Origin of the sequence: Stenotrophomonas maltophilia, assembly GCF_013464485.1 — a bacterium.
GTDB lineage: Bacteria > Pseudomonadota > Gammaproteobacteria > Xanthomonadales > Xanthomonadaceae > Stenotrophomonas > Stenotrophomonas maltophilia_AW.
The window spans coordinates 57,534-74,348 of the sequence record NZ_RAUX01000005.1; the positions used below are offsets into that span (position 1 = coordinate 57,534).

26 protein-coding genes are annotated in these 16,815 nt (G+C 61.6%); 21 read left to right on the forward strand and 5 right to left on the reverse strand.

Going from position 1 to position 16,815, the window contains the following annotated elements; all coding sequences use genetic code 11:
• Window positions 1–554: 554 nt before the first annotated feature.
• The 5 genes from D7Y61_RS02700 (at window position 555) to D7Y61_RS02720 (ending at window position 2,372) form a co-directional block, all read left to right on the forward strand.
• Window positions 555–776 (forward strand): hypothetical protein, encoded by a 222-nt coding sequence (locus D7Y61_RS02700; protein WP_049427013.1) that lies wholly within the window; start codon window positions 555–557, stop codon window positions 774–776.
• Between the two features lie 40 nt (window positions 777–816).
• The gene (locus D7Y61_RS02705) at window positions 817–1,056 is read left to right on the forward strand and encodes a hypothetical protein (protein WP_040008402.1); all 240 of its coding nucleotides are present in this window, start codon (window positions 817–819) and stop codon (window positions 1,054–1,056) included.
• Complete coding sequence (locus D7Y61_RS02710) at window positions 1,053–1,424, forward strand: hypothetical protein (protein WP_049441131.1); 372 nt, start codon at window positions 1,053–1,055, stop codon at window positions 1,422–1,424. The genes D7Y61_RS02705 and D7Y61_RS02710 overlap by 4 nt, the downstream gene beginning before the upstream one ends.
• 474 nt (window positions 1,425–1,898) lie before the next feature.
• Window positions 1,899–2,150: a hypothetical protein gene (locus tag D7Y61_RS02715; RefSeq protein ID WP_049419319.1), complete on the forward strand. Its 252-nt coding sequence runs from the start codon at window positions 1,899–1,901 to the stop codon at window positions 2,148–2,150.
• Window positions 2,151–2,186: 36 nt separating this feature from the next.
• On the forward strand, window positions 2,187–2,372 hold the full coding sequence (locus D7Y61_RS02720) for a hypothetical protein (RefSeq protein WP_008268538.1): 186 nt from the start codon (window positions 2,187–2,189) through the stop codon (window positions 2,370–2,372).
• Window positions 2,373–2,434: 62 nt separating this feature from the next.
• On the opposite strand, the gene D7Y61_RS02725 is transcribed toward D7Y61_RS02720, so the two are convergent.
• A complete protein-coding gene (locus D7Y61_RS02725; protein ID WP_140222682.1) occupies window positions 2,435–2,746 on the reverse strand; it encodes a hypothetical protein in 312 nt (103 codons plus the stop codon).
• 27 nt (window positions 2,747–2,773) lie between these two features.
• A complete protein-coding gene (locus D7Y61_RS02730; protein ID WP_049419313.1) occupies window positions 2,774–3,130 on the reverse strand; it encodes a helix-turn-helix domain-containing protein in 357 nt (118 codons plus the stop codon).
• A gap of 106 nt (window positions 3,131–3,236) precedes the next feature.
• On the opposite strand from D7Y61_RS02730, the gene D7Y61_RS02735 reads away from it, so the two are divergent.
• The 4 genes from D7Y61_RS02735 to D7Y61_RS02750 all read left to right on the forward strand — a co-directional run bounded on the left by D7Y61_RS02735 (window position 3,237) and on the right by D7Y61_RS02750 (window position 5,797).
• The gene (locus tag D7Y61_RS02735) at window positions 3,237–4,055 is read left to right on the forward strand and encodes a hypothetical protein (protein WP_049419311.1); all 819 of its coding nucleotides are present in this window, start codon (window positions 3,237–3,239) and stop codon (window positions 4,053–4,055) included.
• A gap of 1 nt (window position 4,056) precedes the next feature.
• Window positions 4,057–4,440: a hypothetical protein gene (locus tag D7Y61_RS02740; protein ID WP_140222681.1), complete on the forward strand. Its 384-nt coding sequence runs from the start codon at window positions 4,057–4,059 to the stop codon at window positions 4,438–4,440.
• Between the two features lie 74 nt (window positions 4,441–4,514).
• Window positions 4,515–5,009 carry a hypothetical protein gene (locus D7Y61_RS02745; protein ID WP_224119381.1) on the forward strand — a complete coding sequence of 165 codons (495 nt, stop codon included), beginning with the start codon at window positions 4,515–4,517 and terminating at the stop codon, window positions 5,007–5,009.
• 170 nt (window positions 5,010–5,179) lie between these two features.
• On the forward strand, window positions 5,180–5,797 hold the full coding sequence (locus D7Y61_RS02750; RefSeq protein WP_140222680.1) for a hypothetical protein: 618 nt from the start codon (window positions 5,180–5,182) through the stop codon (window positions 5,795–5,797).
• A gap of 35 nt (window positions 5,798–5,832) precedes the next feature.
• Here D7Y61_RS02750 and D7Y61_RS02755 read toward each other — a convergent pair whose 3' ends face one another.
• A complete protein-coding gene (locus tag D7Y61_RS02755) occupies window positions 5,833–7,758 on the reverse strand; it encodes a type 4 pilus major pilin (RefSeq protein ID WP_180864878.1) in 1,926 nt (641 codons plus the stop codon).
• Window positions 7,759–7,918: 160 nt separating this feature from the next.
• On the opposite strand from D7Y61_RS02755, the gene D7Y61_RS02760 reads away from it, so the two are divergent.
• The 6 genes from D7Y61_RS02760 (at window position 7,919) to D7Y61_RS02785 (ending at window position 10,677) form a co-directional block, all read left to right on the forward strand.
• Window positions 7,919–8,107, forward strand: coding sequence for a hypothetical protein (locus D7Y61_RS02760; RefSeq protein WP_031421735.1), 189 nt, complete (start codon window positions 7,919–7,921; stop codon window positions 8,105–8,107).
• Window positions 8,104–8,349 carry a hypothetical protein gene (locus tag D7Y61_RS02765; protein ID WP_140222677.1) on the forward strand — a complete coding sequence of 82 codons (246 nt, stop codon included), beginning with the start codon at window positions 8,104–8,106 and terminating at the stop codon, window positions 8,347–8,349. The genes D7Y61_RS02760 and D7Y61_RS02765 overlap by 4 nt, the downstream gene beginning before the upstream one ends.
• Complete coding sequence (locus D7Y61_RS02770) at window positions 8,346–8,816, forward strand: hypothetical protein (RefSeq protein ID WP_049419301.1); 471 nt, start codon at window positions 8,346–8,348, stop codon at window positions 8,814–8,816. The genes D7Y61_RS02765 and D7Y61_RS02770 overlap by 4 nt, the downstream gene beginning before the upstream one ends.
• Window positions 8,817–9,013: 197 nt before the next feature.
• A complete protein-coding gene (locus D7Y61_RS02775) occupies window positions 9,014–9,601 on the forward strand; it encodes a ParA family protein (protein WP_139726875.1) in 588 nt (195 codons plus the stop codon).
• 11 nt (window positions 9,602–9,612) lie between these two features.
• Window positions 9,613–10,167 carry a hypothetical protein gene (locus D7Y61_RS02780; protein ID WP_180864879.1) on the forward strand — a complete coding sequence of 185 codons (555 nt, stop codon included), beginning with the start codon at window positions 9,613–9,615 and terminating at the stop codon, window positions 10,165–10,167.
• A gap of 3 nt (window positions 10,168–10,170) precedes the next feature.
• Complete coding sequence (locus D7Y61_RS02785; RefSeq protein ID WP_100468048.1) at window positions 10,171–10,677, forward strand: hypothetical protein; 507 nt, start codon at window positions 10,171–10,173, stop codon at window positions 10,675–10,677.
• A gap of 146 nt (window positions 10,678–10,823) precedes the next feature.
• Here the strand turns inward: D7Y61_RS02785 and D7Y61_RS02790 are convergent, their stop codons facing one another.
• Window positions 10,824–11,144: a hypothetical protein gene (locus D7Y61_RS02790; protein WP_100468049.1), complete on the reverse strand. Its 321-nt coding sequence runs from the start codon at window positions 11,142–11,144 to the stop codon at window positions 10,824–10,826.
• Window positions 11,145–11,874: 730 nt separating this feature from the next.
• Here D7Y61_RS02790 and D7Y61_RS02795 point away from each other — a divergent pair.
• The 5 genes from D7Y61_RS02795 (at window position 11,875) to D7Y61_RS02815 (ending at window position 14,319) form a co-directional block, all read left to right on the forward strand.
• Window positions 11,875–12,471, forward strand: coding sequence for a hypothetical protein (locus tag D7Y61_RS02795; RefSeq protein WP_100468050.1), 597 nt, complete (start codon window positions 11,875–11,877; stop codon window positions 12,469–12,471).
• Window positions 12,472–12,520: 49 nt separating this feature from the next.
• Complete coding sequence (locus D7Y61_RS02800; protein ID WP_100468051.1) at window positions 12,521–12,820, forward strand: hypothetical protein; 300 nt, start codon at window positions 12,521–12,523, stop codon at window positions 12,818–12,820.
• A gap of 498 nt (window positions 12,821–13,318) precedes the next feature.
• Window positions 13,319–13,624, forward strand: coding sequence for a hypothetical protein (locus D7Y61_RS02805; protein ID WP_100468052.1), 306 nt, complete (start codon window positions 13,319–13,321; stop codon window positions 13,622–13,624).
• An 88-nt stretch (window positions 13,625–13,712) separates the two neighbouring features.
• On the forward strand, window positions 13,713–14,072 hold the full coding sequence (locus D7Y61_RS02810; protein ID WP_180864880.1) for a hypothetical protein: 360 nt from the start codon (window positions 13,713–13,715) through the stop codon (window positions 14,070–14,072).
• Window positions 14,059–14,319, forward strand: a complete 261-nt coding sequence (locus D7Y61_RS02815) for a hypothetical protein (protein ID WP_099470322.1) — start codon at window positions 14,059–14,061, stop codon at window positions 14,317–14,319. The genes D7Y61_RS02810 and D7Y61_RS02815 overlap by 14 nt, the downstream gene beginning before the upstream one ends.
• An 18-nt stretch (window positions 14,320–14,337) precedes the next feature.
• Here D7Y61_RS02815 and D7Y61_RS02820 read toward each other — a convergent pair whose 3' ends face one another.
• Window positions 14,338–15,390, reverse strand: a complete 1,053-nt coding sequence (locus D7Y61_RS02820; RefSeq protein ID WP_180864881.1) for a hypothetical protein — start codon at window positions 15,388–15,390, stop codon at window positions 14,338–14,340.
• Between the two features lie 1,085 nt (window positions 15,391–16,475).
• On the opposite strand from D7Y61_RS02820, the gene D7Y61_RS02825 reads away from it, so the two are divergent.
• Entirely contained in the window at window positions 16,476–16,808 is a 333-nt protein-coding gene (locus D7Y61_RS02825; RefSeq protein ID WP_130519073.1) for a hypothetical protein, read from the forward strand.
• The last annotated feature ends 7 nt before the right edge of the window (window positions 16,809–16,815 follow it).

The window sequence follows — 16,815 nt, forward strand, 5'->3', positions numbered from 1 at the left end:
CGGGAGGGGCCTCGGCTTCCGCCGGGCCCGGCGCTTGGCTGGAAAATGTGCTGCGCTTCAAGTTCTTCAACGCTTTGCTGCCATTTTGGCAGTTTTGATATTTAGTCGATAAAACGTAGGGTGAAAGTATTGCGATTTTTTGTAGGCGGCTTAGTTTGAGTGGGTAGCGAGGGAGTGCCCCCTCTTCAAAGGTTTTCGTATGATTGCTTATGTTATTGGCCGGTCAGGCTTTGCTCCCCTTGGTTGTCGGGGGTGCTTCTAATGGCCCACCACCACGCCAGGCCCCTCCAACTCAAGTCGGGCGAATGGGGCGCCCGGGTGCCCACCCAGAATGTTCAGAACGGCGACAGGCTCACCGTGGTTGCCCGGAGCGGCAGCTCGTGGGAAGCCGTCGTGGTCGGCGTGGTTTGGCAAGGCCCGGAGGCCGCGATTTGTCAAACCGCCCGGGGGCTCATGCGGTGTGGGTGCTGCGGGGAAGTGGGGCAGAAAGGGGCCTATCCCTTCTCAACGTATCCGGCAGAAATGCAGCGTTGCGACGATTGCGGGGGTTCGGCATGAAGCCCCCAGCAACGCGTCGCCGCCGCTATTTCGCCTATCAACGCCGCTCGGGGTCCACGTGCTACTTCGACAAAGCCATGCATGCCCACCTGCAGCGGTATCCGCACACCATCGGCCATTACCAGCTCACGCGCTTCCTGGGCACCTCCGCGTTGCTGACCGCTGAAGAGGCGGCCGCCCAAGGATGGATGGCCAAGCCCAGCCGGAGGACCGCATGACAAGGCGCTACGTCCTCTGGCCCTCACAAGCAGGGTTCGAATGAAAGAGTTGATTGAAATCGAGAACGCCGGTTACCGCCACCGGGTCAAATACATGTGCGACTCAGAAGATGGCTTTGGCGTAGTGACTCGCCAGGAATACAGCTACCTCAAAGATGGGATTGTGGTCTGGAGTCAAGAGTTTCCGGCGGGCGTTTCGTTTCGTGAGATGGCCCTCGTTTTTATGGATTCGGGGTTGTATGTAAGAGCAGACCTGAAGGAGAAGAGGAGGAGCGGATGAGCCGCTACACGCTACAACCCAAGCGGAACAACATGCCACTTGTGGAGACCATCCATGAAACGTGGATTGACGCGCCCAGCAAAGCCGCGTTTCAAGCCCTGGCCGCCGCGCAAGGCCTGAGCATGCGCGCTGCACTGGCTCAACTCATCGAGCAACACGCCCAGATTCGAGAACCGTTTTCCCCTCGATGCCCGACGCCGTGGGCCGGAGAGGCAAAGGGGCGAGAGCGCTATAAAACCGCGCTTCCCAGTGTGCAGGTGGCTCCCCAGGTCGCCATGGCCCTGCTCATCGACGCCAACCGAATCGGCATTCGTCAGCCAGAAGCCGTTCGCCAGTTGGTCTGGCGATGCATCCAATCCAGCGCCTGACGAATCGGACTGCCTTTTGCGGGCATGGGGCCAAGGACAGCCACGCGGACGCTGGGGCGGAAGCCCCGGCCCTGGGCCTTTCCTCCCCGAAGGGGGCTTTTCAGGCGCGGCCCCGGGCCGCGTTCTTTTGAGATCTAGGAGAGAGAAGGCAACGGCAAAAGTGGCTCAAAGCAAAAGCGCATTGGGGAAAGGGCAGGTGGGGCCTCGGCTTCCGCCGGGCCCGACGCGGGGCTGGGAATGTGAGGTGTTTCAAGGTTTTTGTATTTTCTGCGTCTGCTCATCATTTTTGTTTTTTAGTCAGAAAAATGTAGGGTTAATCTATTGCGAAAAGTTGGTTTTCTTTTACCTTGAGATCAGAGAAGGGCGCCGATGCTCTTTAACCAAAGGAAACCCCATGTTGACGTTCTTTGCTTTTTGCCTCTTGGCTGGATTGGTCGCCGGACTGGCCATTGCTGACCGACTGGATGCGCTCTGATGAATACCCGCAGCCAAACCCAAGCGCCCGCCCGGTCCTCCGTCGCCACCACCTCAGCGCTCCTGCGATTCCTGTTCGACGCCATGTCGGGGATGGGGGCGGCCAAGCTGGGATGGGAGATGGTCACCGACCCCAAGGCCAAGCTGTCGGACATCGCCCTCGGCGTGCCGCTTTGCCTGGCTCCTCCAACGATTGCGGCCACCTGGGCGCTTTGCTTGTTCGGCATCGCCCAACACCACCAACTTTTTTGAAACCCGAACCCCTGACAACCACGGAGGACCCCGCTCGTGCGCAAACTTTTCAACAAACTGCTCAACATCGCCCTTTTTGGCATGGTTCTGTTCGCCCTGGACCAAGTCCCGGAACGCCTGGATCGCATGTCGCAAACCGCCCAGAACCTGGTTCAGCAGGTGGGCTACTCGGGCCCCATGCAGGGCATCCCCTCGGGCGTGCCAGACGGTTACGAGTTCTGATGACCCCCGCACCCTGGCCATCGTCGGAGCTCGTTCGCCTCGCATGGAGCGATAGGCTCGTCTCACGTCTCTGAAGGCGCAGCGACGTGCGCGGCAGCCAGGGCGGCCGCCAGATCACGGTTCAGTGCTCGCGCTTCTGCCCGCAGTTCGCTCCAGTTCGGTGTCCCGACCGGGCCTTGGCCACGGACCGACGCGAGCCAAGCATGGGATCGCAGCCTGGTCGCCTCCGCGGCTGGCGTCGAGGGCCTGAGGGCGTCCAACGCTGCCAACTGGATTTCCAGAAGGTTGATGTCCATCAGCGCCTGCAACTGCTCCGGTGCCATCGGGCTTGGCGCATCCCGCCGCAGCCACCAGCGTCGAAGTCGTTTCAGCATGTCTCCTCTTCCCTGAGATCGTTGACGTTACTCGGGAGGATCGATGTCCACGCCGCGGCTCTGGGCGTAATCCCTCACCTTCTTCAGCAGCTCTCGCTGCTGCTCTGGGTCAAGCCGCGACATCACCAACAACGTCTCCGCCATGAGATCGTTGGTGGCATGGAAATAGGCGACCGGCAAGCCCAGCGCTTGGGCCAGCTTTTCCATCGTGGCTGGATCCGGCACCCGATCTCCTCTCTCGTAACGAGAAATCCTGGGAGCGGCGGAGTTCTCCTCGTCCAACCCAAGCACGGCTCCCAACTCTGCTTGCGTCAGGCCCTTGGCCAGCCGGGCCTCGCGTAAGCGGCGGCCAAACGTGTGAGCTGGGGCGAGAGGGGCAGGCATGGGCGATCACGAACCGGGAACAATCCCTCAGTCTGCCGCTTCCCATGCTGCACCGCATTTGCCAAAATGGCAAACAAGGCCATGGTGGCCGGGATCAGGGGGATGCATGAAGCAAGCGATTGCAGCCGTGGCCGTGTGCCTAGCGTTGGCCAGCGGCACCGCCACCGCTCAGCACGGCATTCTGGGAAAGATTGGCAAGGGGTTGATGCAGGCGGGGAAAGATGCAGCCTCCGCGCCTGCGACCAAGCGTTACTTGGAACCCGCCGGCACTTATTGGGACGACGGCGACCCTCCGATGCTCGACGGCTACACCCGGATCCGGTGGGGCTTGGCGGCCACCGCGTCGGGTGGTCACAAGATGTGCGAAGAAGACCTCTTTGCCCAAGCCAAGGCCGGCGCGGCGCTGACACCGGCCATGCGGGCCCACTGCATCGGCTCATGGGGGCACCAGTTCAAACGCATAGGCCTGCAGGGCGACCCGGCGTCTGCGTTTGAGGCCAAGGCGCGGCAGATCGCCTCTACCGATGCGTTCTACCTGCGGCCCTACATCGACGTGGAGATCGACCCCAAGACCAACATTCTCCACGCCTACGTGCTGGTCATGAACCACGACTGGTATCCCCGCTCGCCTGACTTTCTTCCGACGGCCGTTATCGGCCCTTCGCCGTTGGGCAAGGGCAGTGCGGTGGTCGGGGTCGAGCATGGCGGGCGCTACCACGCCGCGCTGCGATTGAAGCCGGAAGACGCGGCCGAGCTGCGACGGGTGGGGCGCGACGCCGCGGGAGACCGAATCTTTTTCAAGGTCGTGGAGGGCAGGTTGAAGCCCAACGGCCTGCCCGACATCGTTCTCCAAATCGACCGGCTGGAGATCGGCTACAAGACCCAGAACATCGGCATCACCCCCTCCAAAGACAAGGACGCATGACATGAAGCACGCACTGATCGTGGCCGCAGCAGCGGCACTCTTGACCCTGACGGCCTGCTCTGGCGACAAGGGCCCCACGAAGGAGGACGGGGTGAAGGTCGTGGAAGGCTTTTTCACCGAGCAGGGGAGGCAGGCAACCCTCCAGCGCTCTTGGCGGTTTGAAGTGACCGACGCGGGCGGCTTGGATCTCGACTGCGAGAAGAAGCCCAATGGGGATCAAGAATGCATGGTGGGCGGGTCGGTAAAAGCGCAGGGGTCCATCGGTGGCCAGCCCACTAAGCCCGAGCCGAGCACCCTCAAGCCGAAGCTGCGGGCCCTGTTCCGCCCGCAAGGAGAAGGTTGGCAAGTGGTCGAAGTGACCGACGAAGGGACGTCTGCGGGCTAAACGGGCCGCAGTCCGCCGCTTGACTGCACGCCGGTCCCGATCAAGCGTGCAGCCATCCAACAGGGGAGGACCATATGAACCGCTATCCGCCGCAGCAAGTTGTGTATGCGCCGCCGGGCCCATCCGCGCTGATCCTCCCGAGCGTCATCTTGGGCCCGTTGGGCCTGGTTGGGCTGGCGGCCGGCCTGGAGGTGATGAAGCGCGACTTCTTCATTGGCCTGGTCTGTTGTGTGCCCGGTGCGCTCGTCTTCGCGTTCTTGGCGTTTTGCCTGGCGCTCCACATCCGGGCTCAGCAGCTCTGGGACTGGCACGTCCGCACGGGGCGGATGCCGTATTTTCGGAAGCACGGCTTCCTGAAAGGGGCGCTGCTCGGGGGCGGATTGGGCGTGGTGACGGTGGTGGCGGCCGCCGTTCTGGGGTTCAAGTATGCGGAGCATCCCCAGTTTGGGGAGATCGCTACCGCAGCGTTTTACTTGGTTTGGCTCTGGGGCGTGCTGTTGATCGGCGTGCTGGCCGTAGTGTTCGGGTGGGTCAAGCGGGCGTGGGATAGAACGGCCCTCCCCAGATGATGCTCTCTGCAACTGGCCGCCTAGTCTGAATGATATATTCGCCTACCTAAGCAGCACCACGCCGGACTTACGACCGCGCCGTTCATTGGGTCAGGAAGACCAGCTGGTGCCGCCTAATGTCATTTGCAACGCGCTTAGGTAAGCGTGCGGAAACTCAATCAGGGGGAGTCATGAAGGTTATCCGAATCGTAGTCTCAGCATTGGCTCTAGTGCCTATTGCATGTTTTGCCAAGGGGCCTATAGGTATTGGAAAGCTTGAGGTTGGAGTGTCGCGCAGCGCCGTTGAGGGCCTTTCGCCCACTGACGGGGTTTACCTTGCCGCTCCTCTGGAGCCTTACGAATACAAACATTCAAGTCCAGTGTCGGGCGAGGATAAGTTTAATACGAAGATCGTCAGTCCTTTGAGTGACCAGCCTCAAGAGGCGGTTCTTACGTTCGTCGCAGGGCAGTTGCAATCGATAAATATTGATCTGGGTGATTCCAATCGGATCGTGGATAGCGTCAAGTCGTTGATCACCAGGAAGTATGGTGAGCCCAAGGTGGACAACTCCATGAAAGAAGAGCAGTGCGTCTACAAGGGCGGGCAGAACTTCAAGGTTTCTTCGGGAGCGATTCGCTACGAGTGGAAGCAGGATCGCCCAAATGCAGAAGCGGTCACAGCTTCGCTGTCGGATGTGGTGATGGACATGTGTCCTTCCAACCTGCGCTATGCGATTGGTGCGATCAAGGTTAAGAGTTTGACGATTGGTATTGCCAAGCCCGAGAAACCAGTGGTGAATCCCTTCTAAGGGCGCGTCACCTGTTCTCGGGCTCTAGCTCGATGTCAGGTTGGCCCCCGGCACGTCAACGTAATCTCTTGATAGTCCACCCGCACCGGGTTGTAGAACTGGCGATACCAGTTGAACGCCAAGGTCTGGCCCACGTTGTGCTCGTTGCACGCCGGCAGGCCTTGCTGGGTGCCAAACCCACCGTTGGGCGTGCATCCGGGCTGGCCCGTGCAGGTCGTGTAGGGCGTCGAAGCCACCACGGACGACTCGGGCCACTCCCAGCGATAGGGATTGTTGCTCTTGCCCACCAGGTCGGACGCGCACGCTTGCCGGCACACGGCCAAAGAGGTGCCTCCGCTGGTCCAGTTGTAGTCGCAGTAATGCATGCCCATGTTAGAGACACACTCAAAATCGTAGGAGTAGGCATAACGGATGTTCCCGGCGTCCGAAAGCGCGTTGCATTGCTCTTCGTAGAACGCCGACTCGCTCACGTTGGCGGGCCAGTTGCCGGGCATCGGTGCGGGCGTCTCCACCCGGTGGATGGGCACGTTGGCGATGGCCCAGTCCAGCTTTGCTTTCTCCGCTGGCGTCAGGCGCACCACCGCATCGGGATACCAGTAAGAAATGCCACTCGAACCCGAGGGGGGCGGAACGTCCTGCCCATCGGCGGAGTGCCACGCCACGACCTGCAAGCTCCCGTCGCTGCAGCGAGCAGCCGTGGGCTTGCAGGTGTTGACCTCGTTGCGACGCGCCCCTGTATCCACCCAGTTGGACCAGCCGCCATAAGTGGGGCCGGGCAGAGCGGTGGTGCCTAACGGGCAATGGGTAAACACGTCCCTCGACCGCACCTGCTGCCGTTCCCAGGTGTGCGTGCCGGTTTGACCCGACGGGCAGGCTTGCGACGTGGGGAGCCATTGATCGCGTTCCTCACGGGTGGTCCCCGGGCAGGCCTGGCAATCCCTCGCCGTCACGGCCGCCACCGTCTGGGCTTGAACCCACGCCTCGGGATGCTCCCACGCGGCGTCTGAGTTTGGATCCACGTCGCCGGGAGCGCAGACCTGGCGCGTGCGCACCGTCTCTGTGCCCCACGTGCCCGCCGGACAGCTCGCCCGGGCCGCCGAGCTTTCCGATTGCCGGCACGGCACCAAGGCCGGCGGAGCCGGGGTGGGGACCGGCGTTGGGAGCGGCTGAGGCACCGGAACGCTGGGCGCAACAGGAAGCGGCGGAACCGCCGGGGAAGGAGCAACCCCAGGGCTTGGCGACACGCTCCCAGGAACGCCCGGCACTGCATCGGGCACGCTGGGAGCGGTGGATACGGGCCCAGCCGGGGTTGGCGTTGAAGGGGCCGGGAACGCGGGCGTGGAGGGAGTGGGAAGCGTGGGCACCACGGCCACCGACGACCCGGCGACCAGGCCTGAGTAATAGACGACGTCGACCACGGCCCCATCGGCCCCGCACGCCAATCCCAGCCCGGGGATGTCCAAGGTTCCGCCTTTGCCCAACAAAACACTGGTGTTGCCCACGATCACGTCCCGCACGTTCGCGTCGCCCGCAAGGGCGGAGACGAACGGCACGCAGGCCCGCGCAGGAAGCCCGGACAGCCCCACGGAGAAGGCATCCCCCGCCAAGCGCACCGTGGCCGGGGACACAGTCACTGCACCACCCCACGCGTTGCTCATGGTCGCTGCGCTGGCTTGGCGGAAGTCGGTGGGAGCGAGCCCATCCTCAAGGACGTTCAACGTGCTGACGCCGCGGAACGTGCCGATGACGCCATGAGACCGATCAACGCGGCTGGCCAGGTCCCGAACGTTCTCGACGTCCGAGGCCACGTTGACCCGGGTGGTGACGCGGGGGTAGACCCAAAACGCGGCGGCCCCCATGGCCGTGGCAACCCCCAATGCGAGCAGCAACTCGACCAGGCCAAAGCCTAGAGCGTAAGAACGGCGGGAAGGGCGGGCATGCGGTGTCATGCACTTCAGCATGCGACACAACCGCATTTTGACAAGCCCTGGCGACAGTTTTCATTTTTAGTCAAAAATCTTTCAAATCAATGGGTTGACAAAGGTTGGTGATGTGGTTGGATCGTGGTGTAGGAGCGGTTTAGTGGGTAAGCCGACCTATCCACAAAAAGAGAGTGACGACATGAAGATTCATCCCGTCGAGCCTGCCAGCACTGACCTGGCGCATTTCCAACTCCACACCGCCGCGCGGTTCCTGGACCGCACCAATGGCCTCAATCAGCTGGCCGACAAGCACCGCAGGATCCAGCGCTTGGCCACCCGCGCCCGCCATGAGCGGCGTTGGAAGAAGGAAGAGGAGCGCTTCGTATGAGCATTTTGAACATGGCCCTGCTGTTTGTCGGTGTCCTGAGCACCGCGGTGTTCTACCGGGACCTGGTCGCCAACCCCATCTCCGCCGGGCGCGCCCTGATGCGCTTCTATCAACTGCCGGCGGAGCATCGCCAAGGAAGCGTGCTGCAAGAGGTTTCGAAGGCGTGGTGGAGCATCGTGCTGGTGCCGTTCTACGTGCTGGTGGCCCTGGTGCTCATCGGGGTTCTGGGAGGTGGGCAATGAGTGCCGGGACCGAAAGCCTCATCAGGGCCATCCAAACCAACGACCCGCTGGCCTTCTATGGGTGGCTCCACACACTCAAGGGAACGTCCGACCTCGACGCTGGCGTGGCCGGCGATCCTGGCATCACTGCGTTGGCCGTCGCCTCCCTCATGTATTCCAAGGCCATCCAGTCGGACCCGGTCCTGGCGACGCGTTATGCGGCAATGATTGAGGCGCTTATGGACGCCGGGGCCAATCCGCTGGTTCAGATCGGGGAGCGGTTCGTGGTGCGACGGGGGCACACCGGGAAGCTGGAGCGGCGCCGGGTGGACGAAGGCCGAACGCTGGCGGAGGTCTGCGGGGGCGTTCTTTGCCCGGCCATGCAGGCATGGTTCGCACGCCATACCGCAGATTTGATGAACACCCACCTTCACCGCTACCACCCAGCGTTCATCAAGACTCAGCAACCGGTCGCTGAAGAGGTTTGAAGCGCGTGCCGGCGGCTACTCGCCGCCGAAAGGCGGGGTGGAGACAACGGCAGGGTGGGCCACGGCTTCCGCCGGGCCCCAGGGTCGCTGAACGTAAGACGTCTGCACCGCTGAAACCCCCTCGCTGCATGGCTCTTGCGGGAATAGGTTTGCATCGTAGTGTGTTGCACGACCTACCCATAAAAGGAGCCCATCTCATGCGTCTCGTTGTCTGTTGCTTCAAAGGGGGTGTGGGGCGCACCACGCTCTCGCTCAACCTCGCCGCCGCGTTTGCCGGCCAATCCCGCGTGCTCGTCAACGACCGCGACCCGCAATGCGGTTCCGTGGCGTGGTCAGCGATGAGCGACGGGGAAACGCCGTTCACCGTGAGCCGTGCCTCATCCCCAGGCTTCGACCTGGAGATTCAAGACCTGCCGCCCAGCGCCCCAGTGAAAGACCAGCTGCCGGACGCGGACCTCTACATCGTCCCAACGCTGCTCGACGGGGGCAGTTACGTCGTCTACCTGCGGACCATCGACACGCTGCGACGTCAGGGCAAGCCCTTCCTGCCGGTCGCCAATCGGGTCAACCTCAAGCGGGCGGAGCACCGCCGCCGGCTGGAAGATCCCAGCCTGGCAGGCGCCATCGTCATTCCCGAACGCGCAGCACTGGCCAGCTATTACGAACTGGGGGAAACCGTGTTCTCCATGCGAGGAGCTGGGGTGGACAAGGCCCGAGAAGACATTTTGCGGGTAGGTCAGGCTATCCAAAAAAGGTTGGCCAACCCGGGCCGGGGGCAGGCATGATGGAGCTCCCAATGCTGCCCCTGCCGGACCTCATGGCTGCCAAGAAGACCCCCGCCAAGAACGCCGTTGCCAAAGCCCGCAAAGACCTGTCCAAAGCCGCGAAAGTGGTCCACGCCAAGCCGCAACGCACGTATGCGCCGCTCATTGATCTGGACCAGTTTTCCGAGGAGCAGCTGGCAGAGCTGATGGTGGCTGCAGGGGACGCGCCTGGGCGCAAGACCTATTTCGACTACAGCGAAGAGCAGCCCTTTATCCGGTCGGGGAAGAAGGTGTATCTCGAAGTGGGGCGTGGTAGCCAGATGTTTGACTATCGAGACGCCCAGGGCGTCAGGACCGAGAGAACGATGGTGACCGTGCCGCCCAAGCTCCGCGATCAGCTCCAGGATTTGACGGGAGAAGAGAGCCCGGTGATCACCACTGCGATCATCGCCTTGGCGTCCTGGGCCTGCCAGGAACTAAAAAGGAGCAAGCGGCGCTTGGTGGTGGCGACGGCGACCGACGACCTGGATCCGGTGCGGAAGCAGGTCCGGAAGGCACTCGTAGGCCAAGCCAGGAGGGCTCGTTAGTCCATGGCTGAAATCCAAAGCGGCGGATGCTTCCACCACGTCATCGTGTTGCTCAAGGGAAGTGACAAAAAGAGGGCCTTGTTCACCGATTTGACGGCGGCTGAGCTAAAGCGGCGCTTTGTCAGGCCATACAAGCAGGGGAAGCCGGTGTTGCTGCCGGACAACTCGGTTGTCCAAACGCGGGACATCACTTGGACCACTATACGAGCCACTGTCGACGCCGCCGCGCCCACTTTGGAGGCGCTGGCAGAGGCGAGTCGCCGCAATACAGATGAGCTCAACCGAGGTGGCGGAGTGGTGTTCCTGGGGCGCTTCGCTTGGGGCGACGAAGATTTGGAAGAGGAGGGCGATGATGTCACCTCGCGCTACATCCAAGCGCCGCCTGGGGAAGACAGTCTCTATCGGAGATTGGGTTCTTGGCTGGCGGACAACCTAGGCAAGGCCGCCGTAGGACTTCTGTTGGCCGTTGCTTCGGCGGTGGTGCTGACTTGGTTGGGATTGAAAAAGTAGGGCAGGGCAGATGCTCGGTTGATTCAGTGGAACATAGCCCGGTGGTCCCATGTCTGGACTAGGCTTTCCCCGAGAGCCGAGTAGTTCCCAGATGCCCTCCGGAGGGACAAACCAGCCCCAAGCAATGCCGGAGCAATCGCGGTCTGTCACCCCGCGAACCTCGTCCAAGCGTAGCCATGCGCAGTGAGCCGCCGTTCTGCGATCGCCAGAAGATCTTCATCGAAGAACGTGCGCCATTCGGTCTGCACGATGATGGCCTCACAGGTCAGGTCCATTCGGCCCGCGAGCAGCAGCTCGTTGAACCCGTCAGAGGGCTTAGCGCTCGCGACGATGTCCTTTACCGTTTGAAACGGTCCCTTGCTGCGGATCATCGCTACGAATCGGTTTGGGTGATAGTTGAATGCCTTGGCTTGGTCCACAGCTTCGAGAAGCACCTGTTCGAACTTCGCTTCCTGTTTGCTGTCCATCCAATCTCCATCTCAAAAGGGTGATGCGTTCAATCTTAGCCGAACCGTTGATGGCGCCTAGCGTTAAGACGCCAGGAGAGGAGCTTTCGACGGGCGCGTCAACGCACACGTTCGCCGGACTTGGTCGGTCGACGCCTAAGCACACCTGCTAATCGACCACGCAGCTGCGGCATTTTTTGGCTTCGGTCGAGCTGCTGGGATAGGCATCCAGCTAGCCAGGCATTGAAGGGCCGGCGGGATCGGGCTGGGCGGGGCGAAGAGGCGGTTGATAGACCGCTTTCTGAAGCAGAGCCAATGTGGCGCGGAACTGGAGGGTGAGGGTAAGACGGCGGTCCAATGTCGCCTTTTTATGCATGGTGTATGGGGGTGTGGGAATGAAGCGGCGGCCTTGGTGGAACCTTGGGCCAAGTCCCATTCACTTTCCTGGAGGACGCCTTTAGGGCGCGGTGCCGCCGAGTTCTTTTGAGCTCTTGAAGAGGAAGGCAACGTCAAAGGCGGCTAGAGCAAAAGCGACGTGGAGAAAAGGCGGGGTGGGCCTCGGCTTCCGCCGGGCCCGGCGCTTGGCTGGAAATGTGAGGAGTTTCAGGGTTTCGTGTTTTCTGTGGTTGCCCGTCAGTTCTACACTTTAGTCAAATAAATGTGTTGTTTTCGGGTTTACATTTTTCTGGCCTGTCGTAACTTGGATTTGTAGGGGGGGCAATACCGCCGTCCCTTTTGAATCGAGGTTCTTATGAGTGATGTTACTGTTGTTGTTGAGGGTGGCTTTATCTATGTCCGTTCGCCTTGGAACGCGGATTTCGTTAAGGAAGCCAAAGAGGACTTCAGCGGGAAGTTCGTTAATGGGCAGTGGGTATTCGACATTCACAACGAGAAGCGCGTTCGTGAGGCGCTGATGGAGAACTACGGTTGTGACGGCATCACGACTGACACCTGCACGGTCCGCGTGACCCTGGATGCAGATGACGATAGCTCTTGTGGCCCCATCACCGTTTGCGGTCGATCCATTGCCCGTGCGCGTGGGCGCGACAGTGGCGCCACCCTGTCCCCGGGTATCGTGATCATCGAGGGGGGCTTCACCTCGGGCGGATCGGTCAAGAACTGGACCACTAAGGTTAAGAACGGGCACGCCGTTGTTCTGATCCGGGACTTCCCGGGTGTTGTTGCTCGCAGGCTGGTAGCGAAAGGTAAAGAGTGGATCAGCATCGAGCAGGGAGTGCCGAGCATCAACCGCGACGAGCTGGAACAGGAGCGCAGCCGCCTGCTGACTCGCCTAGCAGAAATCGAGAAGCTCATCCCAGCCGTCCAAGCCGAGCAGTTCAGTGCCTAGGTCCTACGCCATTTCTCCCAAGCAACCGGCCCCGCGCCGGTTGCCCACAGTGCGTATCGCCGCGGACAAGGCCGCCCAGTTCCGGGCTCTGGCTCGCCAACGGGGGGGCACGGCCAGCGGTGCATTGGCTGCCCTGGTGGCCGCTCATGCCGACATCCGCCAGCCGTTCGCGCCCCGAGTCCGTGCCAAGCATGGGCCGGATGGGAAGCGTTACGGCGCGATTTTGCCGGACCCGAAGGTGAGCGAAGAGGTGGCCGAGGGCCTGGTGCGGGATGCCCGAACGGCGGGGATCTCGCTGGGCGAGGCGATGCGGCAACTGGTGGATCGGTGCCTGGAGCAGAGCCGGTGAGTCGGGGAGCCAAGGGGGAGGGGAAACGGCGGCTCAAGGGTCGCCTTTTTTATGCCCGGGGGTTGGGAAGGGTTGGGATGAAAAGGGGCAGGTGCCCCTTTGCTGAGGGCTGGGTTTTCGGATTCGTGGGAAGGTAGAGCGGTGGCTGGGGCGGAAGCCCCGGCCCATGTCCTAACCTCCCCGGAGGGGGCTTTTCAGGCGCGGCCCGGGGCCGCGTTGTTTTAAGAGCAAAAGCGGCCAGAGCAAAGAGCCGGCGGCTGCTCGCCGCCGAGTCTTGGTAGAAAAGGCGGGAAGGGCCGTGGCTTCCGCCAGGCCTGCGCCTTGCTGGGACGTTGAAATGTGAGCCGGTTCAAAGGTTATTTAAATCTGCTTTTCGCCCGTCATATTTACACTTTAGTCAAATAAATGTGTTGTTTTCGGGTTTGCATTTTTGGGGTCTGTCGTAATCTGGATTCGTGGGGAGGCAATACCGCTGACCTAAAATAAAAGGTAAACATCATGAATATCCAAAAATCTAACGTGAGTAAGCAAGACTTGTCGAAGGCTGCGCTTGTTGTGGGAATGGTGGTCCACTCCACGCGCCATTCGCAGATCAAAGCCGACATGCGGAAAGGCCATTTTCAGCGCAACTTGAGTGAGTGGATGCAACGCTCTGGAGCGAGCGCGTCAATCGTCTCTAAGGCTTTGAACCGTCTCTTGAAGAACCCCACGGAGTGGGATCGCGTGGGCCAATCCACCTTCCCGCTCTACAACAAGCTAGCTGCGAACGAGGCTGTCGCAGCGGTTGTTGATAACGAGGCCTAAGTGCGGGTGCGAAGAGAGGAGGGCGGCCAGGGTGCCGCCTTTCTTTTGTCTGCTCCCCCGTCACCGCCCACCCCATACGCTCCTCCCCATGGATCCCCTTACCACCCCAGACGGCCGTTACCTCATCGTCCGCGGGCGCCTCTGGCGAACCACCAACCCAGGCCTCAGTGAGCCGGAGAGGGAGCGCCTGGTCCACGAGCTGATGGACGCCCGGCGTGCCGTGAAGTCAGCAGAAGCCAACCAGGATGGGGAAGCACTCGCCGCCGCGCGGCGCGCCGTGGACAGCGCGAAAACAGGCTTGGGCGAACGTGGCCCGGTGTGGTGGACCGATGGGGAGAGGGACTGGAACCGGTGCCTGGTGAAAAACTCGCCCTATGCAGGGTGGTTCCAGAACGTGGATACTCGCGAGACCACACCACGGAAAGGAAGTGAACATGCTGAAGGGTGAAGCGAAGATCGATGTCCCGGTTTACAGCGATGACGAGAGAGATATTGAGCAGGGCATGGACCCTATCATGCACGGAATCCTCATCACTCCCTCAGATCTCAAGCCCGTGCCAGGCAAGCCTGGTGTCTATGTTGCCGAGCATAAGAACCCAGACGTCACGGTGACAGTAACGGTCCAGGCGGATGGCAGCACGACCATTGAAACGGACCCCGAATCCGACATTTTCGAAAACACGTTGCATGTCTGACCAGTCCGGGGGCAGTGACTACTGCTCCCGGCTCTCGGTGACCATCCGAGCCCAGTCCACGCCCAGCTGCCTCACCTCATCGCTCCACGCCCGGTATTCGTCCAGCGGCATCGGGGCCTCCAAGCCGCGTCTGACACGCTCCAGGTATTTGCTCTTTCGGGCCATCGCCTCGCGATACAGCAGCTCCGCCTCCTCCACCCGGTCAGCACGCTTGGCGGCCTGCAGCTGGGCCAGCCGGCGAACCGAATCCGGGTTCGTGGACAGCACGCGGGGGGCATGAGGCAGGGCCGGACCGCCGGTCATCGGGACGCGCTTGTGGTTGCTCACCGGGTCCATCACACGGTGGCGCCAGCACTCCCGCCAGTCGTCATCGTCCACCTGGCCATCGCCCGGCACCTCAAGCGGCACGACGATCCCATGGGCCTCAATGAGCGCCCACACGGCCCCCAGGAACGCGTCCACCGGAAGCCGCAGAAGGGTCGTCTGGCCCTCTGACAGCACCTCGCCCCCGTCCCTCATTCGTAACGCCAGCAGGGTCTCGCTCAGTGCCAAGGCATCGCCTGACCGGGAGTTCCAGCCCACCATGCACACCCTCTCCCCATCCACCTCACCCGACCACGCATAGACCTGGAAGCGGGGCCTGGCGAAACGCGCCAACAGGTGGGAGAGCAGCCGCTCACGCTTGGAGTGACGCGATAGGGGCGTGAAGTGGTTTTCAGCGTAGAGCAACGCAGAGCGCCGACGCTCCAGCAGCAGGGCCACCCGGTCAGGGTCTGCCTTCGCTCGCCATTCGGACCAGCTCACCACATCGCGCAGGCCCTTGGCAGCAGCGCAGGGACGGCAGGCAGGCACCCAGTTTTCGACAACGGAAGCTGGCCCTCCCAGTTGCGCGGGGACCAGTGGCGTAGCCGTCCAAGACTTGGGAGAGGACAGGTCCAGTGGAGCGGAGCAGAAGGCGCAGGCGCTGCCGAACTCGGCCAAAACAGCCTTGCGTTGCCACCCGTTGGCCTTGCCTTCCAGCGGGGCATCGGCTCGGGCAATGGCATCCAAGAAGGGGGTCAGCTCACGCACGGAACACCCCCCAGCCGTTCTGCGTAGGCCGAGCACCTGGATCGCAGAACGGGGGCAGTGGGGCGTTGCAGGAGCCTGAAAAAGATTTGACTAAAACGCTATGCCGAGCCTGTCGAACCTCCCCAGCTACCGCCGATCCCAAACCCATAACCTGCTTGCCCGATCTATTCCCAGCCCAGCACTGGACCCCCAGCCGCTGATCGAAGGCCGGGGGACAGCGAACGAGGGCAAGGTCAGACGGCTTGACTAAAACGGATGGGGTCAGTGTTTCCAGGGTATGCGAACCGAGCGCGAGAACCCCCGCACTCGACCATCCAAACCCCCAAGCAGAGTTGACTAAAACGGATGGAGACAGGGCTTTCGGAACACCCGGGCAGCGTGACTGAACCCAACCACTCACGCGATCCCATGCTGGCCTCCGCTTGACTAAAACGGACAGGGACAGGTCGCGGGAGTGGGGAAAACGGCGGTCCCGGATTTCTAAGGCAAGGGGTGCGGAGTCGGTGGGGAGGTGGGGAGCTGGCTGGGTGGGGAGGGAGGCTGCGGGGGCTGGCGAAAACTTTTTTGAGCGGCTGGGCGTGGCGGGAGTGAGGGGCATAGGGGGCTCCGGTTGGGTTGAGGATTGGGGCTTTACTTAACTTCTACCGGGGAAAAGCGGAAGGGCAAGAGCGGGGGAGCAAAAACTTGGGGAGGACTGCGGGGGAAGAGGTTGGCTGCCCATTCACCGTTCAAGGTTTTCCGAAGGGTGAAGGGAGTAGGCCATACACAAGTCGCACTGAAGTGTTTTTCCGGCTTGGCTAGAAACGCTGCGCCTTTCCACCCGTCCAGGCCTTGCTGCGCCTTGTTTTCAGTCTTGGCTAACAACTTGGCCAACCGTTCGGCTGAAAAATGGCCGGAACCCCAGAAAAACAGAAGAAAAACGGCTTAGCCCACTTGCGCTTCTTAAATCCTTTGCTAATCCATGGGTGTGGATTTTCATTGCAGGGGGTTAAGTGGGTCGTCCGTCGCTTCTAACCAAATCTTTCAGCATCGCTCCCGATGAGTTGGAGAGCGCGCGGTATTGCGCGAAAGAACAAGGCGTTTCCTTGAACAAGTATTTGCGCCTGGCGGTCCTGGAGAAAAACCGGGGCGTGGTTCAGGGGCTTGAAGCGTCCGATGCGTTGGGCGACATCCGAGCCACGGTCCGCGAATCCGAAACGCGGAATGCCCTTGCCCTAGAAAGCGCGCTGGCGGACTTGCGAGCAGAGCAGAGCGCGGCGCTCCAGGCCAATGAAGAACTGGTGGTGAAAACCCTTCAAGCGTTTTCCCAGTTCCTGGCGCAGCAAGAACCCGACGCCGAAACCCTCTCCAAGCAACCGGCTGCCGAACCCAGTCGAGCTTCTGCTGCTACCTCGGCGTTCCTGCCTCCAAAACTCTAACCCTTTC

Bases quoted from the DNA above. Each gene is read 5' to 3' on its own strand.
- D7Y61_RS02810 (WP_180864880.1), top strand. From the start codon at position 13,713: ATGGATCCCCTTACCACCCCAGACGGCCGTTACCTCATCGTCCGCGGG.
- D7Y61_RS02770 (WP_049419301.1), top strand. From the start codon at position 8,346: ATGAGTGCCGGGACCGAAAGCCTCATCAGGGCCATCCAAACCAACGAC.
- D7Y61_RS02740 (WP_140222681.1), top strand. From the start codon at position 4,057: ATGAAGCACGCACTGATCGTGGCCGCAGCAGCGGCACTCTTGACCCTG.
- D7Y61_RS02725 (WP_140222682.1), bottom strand. From the start codon at position 2,746: ATGCTGAAACGACTTCGACGCTGGTGGCTGCGGCGGGATGCGCCAAGC.
- D7Y61_RS02760 (WP_031421735.1), top strand. From the start codon at position 7,919: ATGAAGATTCATCCCGTCGAGCCTGCCAGCACTGACCTGGCGCATTTC.
- D7Y61_RS02715 (WP_049419319.1), top strand. From the start codon at position 1,899: ATGAATACCCGCAGCCAAACCCAAGCGCCCGCCCGGTCCTCCGTCGCC.
- D7Y61_RS02805 (WP_100468052.1), top strand. From the start codon at position 13,319: ATGAATATCCAAAAATCTAACGTGAGTAAGCAAGACTTGTCGAAGGCT.
- D7Y61_RS02745 (WP_224119381.1), top strand. From the start codon at position 4,515: ATGAACCGCTATCCGCCGCAGCAAGTTGTGTATGCGCCGCCGGGCCCA.
- D7Y61_RS02775 (WP_139726875.1), top strand. From the start codon at position 9,014: ATGCGTCTCGTTGTCTGTTGCTTCAAAGGGGGTGTGGGGCGCACCACG.
- D7Y61_RS02785 (WP_100468048.1), top strand. From the start codon at position 10,171: ATGGCTGAAATCCAAAGCGGCGGATGCTTCCACCACGTCATCGTGTTG.
- D7Y61_RS02705 (WP_040008402.1), top strand. From the start codon at position 817: ATGAAAGAGTTGATTGAAATCGAGAACGCCGGTTACCGCCACCGGGTC.
- D7Y61_RS02765 (WP_140222677.1), top strand. From the start codon at position 8,104: ATGAGCATTTTGAACATGGCCCTGCTGTTTGTCGGTGTCCTGAGCACC.
- D7Y61_RS02750 (WP_140222680.1), top strand. From the start codon at position 5,180: ATGAAGGTTATCCGAATCGTAGTCTCAGCATTGGCTCTAGTGCCTATT.
- D7Y61_RS02795 (WP_100468050.1), top strand. From the start codon at position 11,875: ATGAGTGATGTTACTGTTGTTGTTGAGGGTGGCTTTATCTATGTCCGT.
- D7Y61_RS02735 (WP_049419311.1), top strand. From the start codon at position 3,237: ATGAAGCAAGCGATTGCAGCCGTGGCCGTGTGCCTAGCGTTGGCCAGC.
- D7Y61_RS02815 (WP_099470322.1), top strand. From the start codon at position 14,059: ATGCTGAAGGGTGAAGCGAAGATCGATGTCCCGGTTTACAGCGATGAC.
- D7Y61_RS02710 (WP_049441131.1), top strand. From the start codon at position 1,053: ATGAGCCGCTACACGCTACAACCCAAGCGGAACAACATGCCACTTGTG.
- D7Y61_RS02755 (WP_180864878.1), bottom strand. From the start codon at position 7,758: ATGCTGAAGTGCATGACACCGCATGCCCGCCCTTCCCGCCGTTCTTAC.
- D7Y61_RS02730 (WP_049419313.1), bottom strand. From the start codon at position 3,130: ATGCCTGCCCCTCTCGCCCCAGCTCACACGTTTGGCCGCCGCTTACGC.
- D7Y61_RS02790 (WP_100468049.1), bottom strand. From the start codon at position 11,144: ATGGACAGCAAACAGGAAGCGAAGTTCGAACAGGTGCTTCTCGAAGCT.
- D7Y61_RS02700 (WP_049427013.1), top strand. From the start codon at position 555: ATGAAGCCCCCAGCAACGCGTCGCCGCCGCTATTTCGCCTATCAACGC.
- D7Y61_RS02780 (WP_180864879.1), top strand. From the start codon at position 9,613: ATGCTGCCCCTGCCGGACCTCATGGCTGCCAAGAAGACCCCCGCCAAG.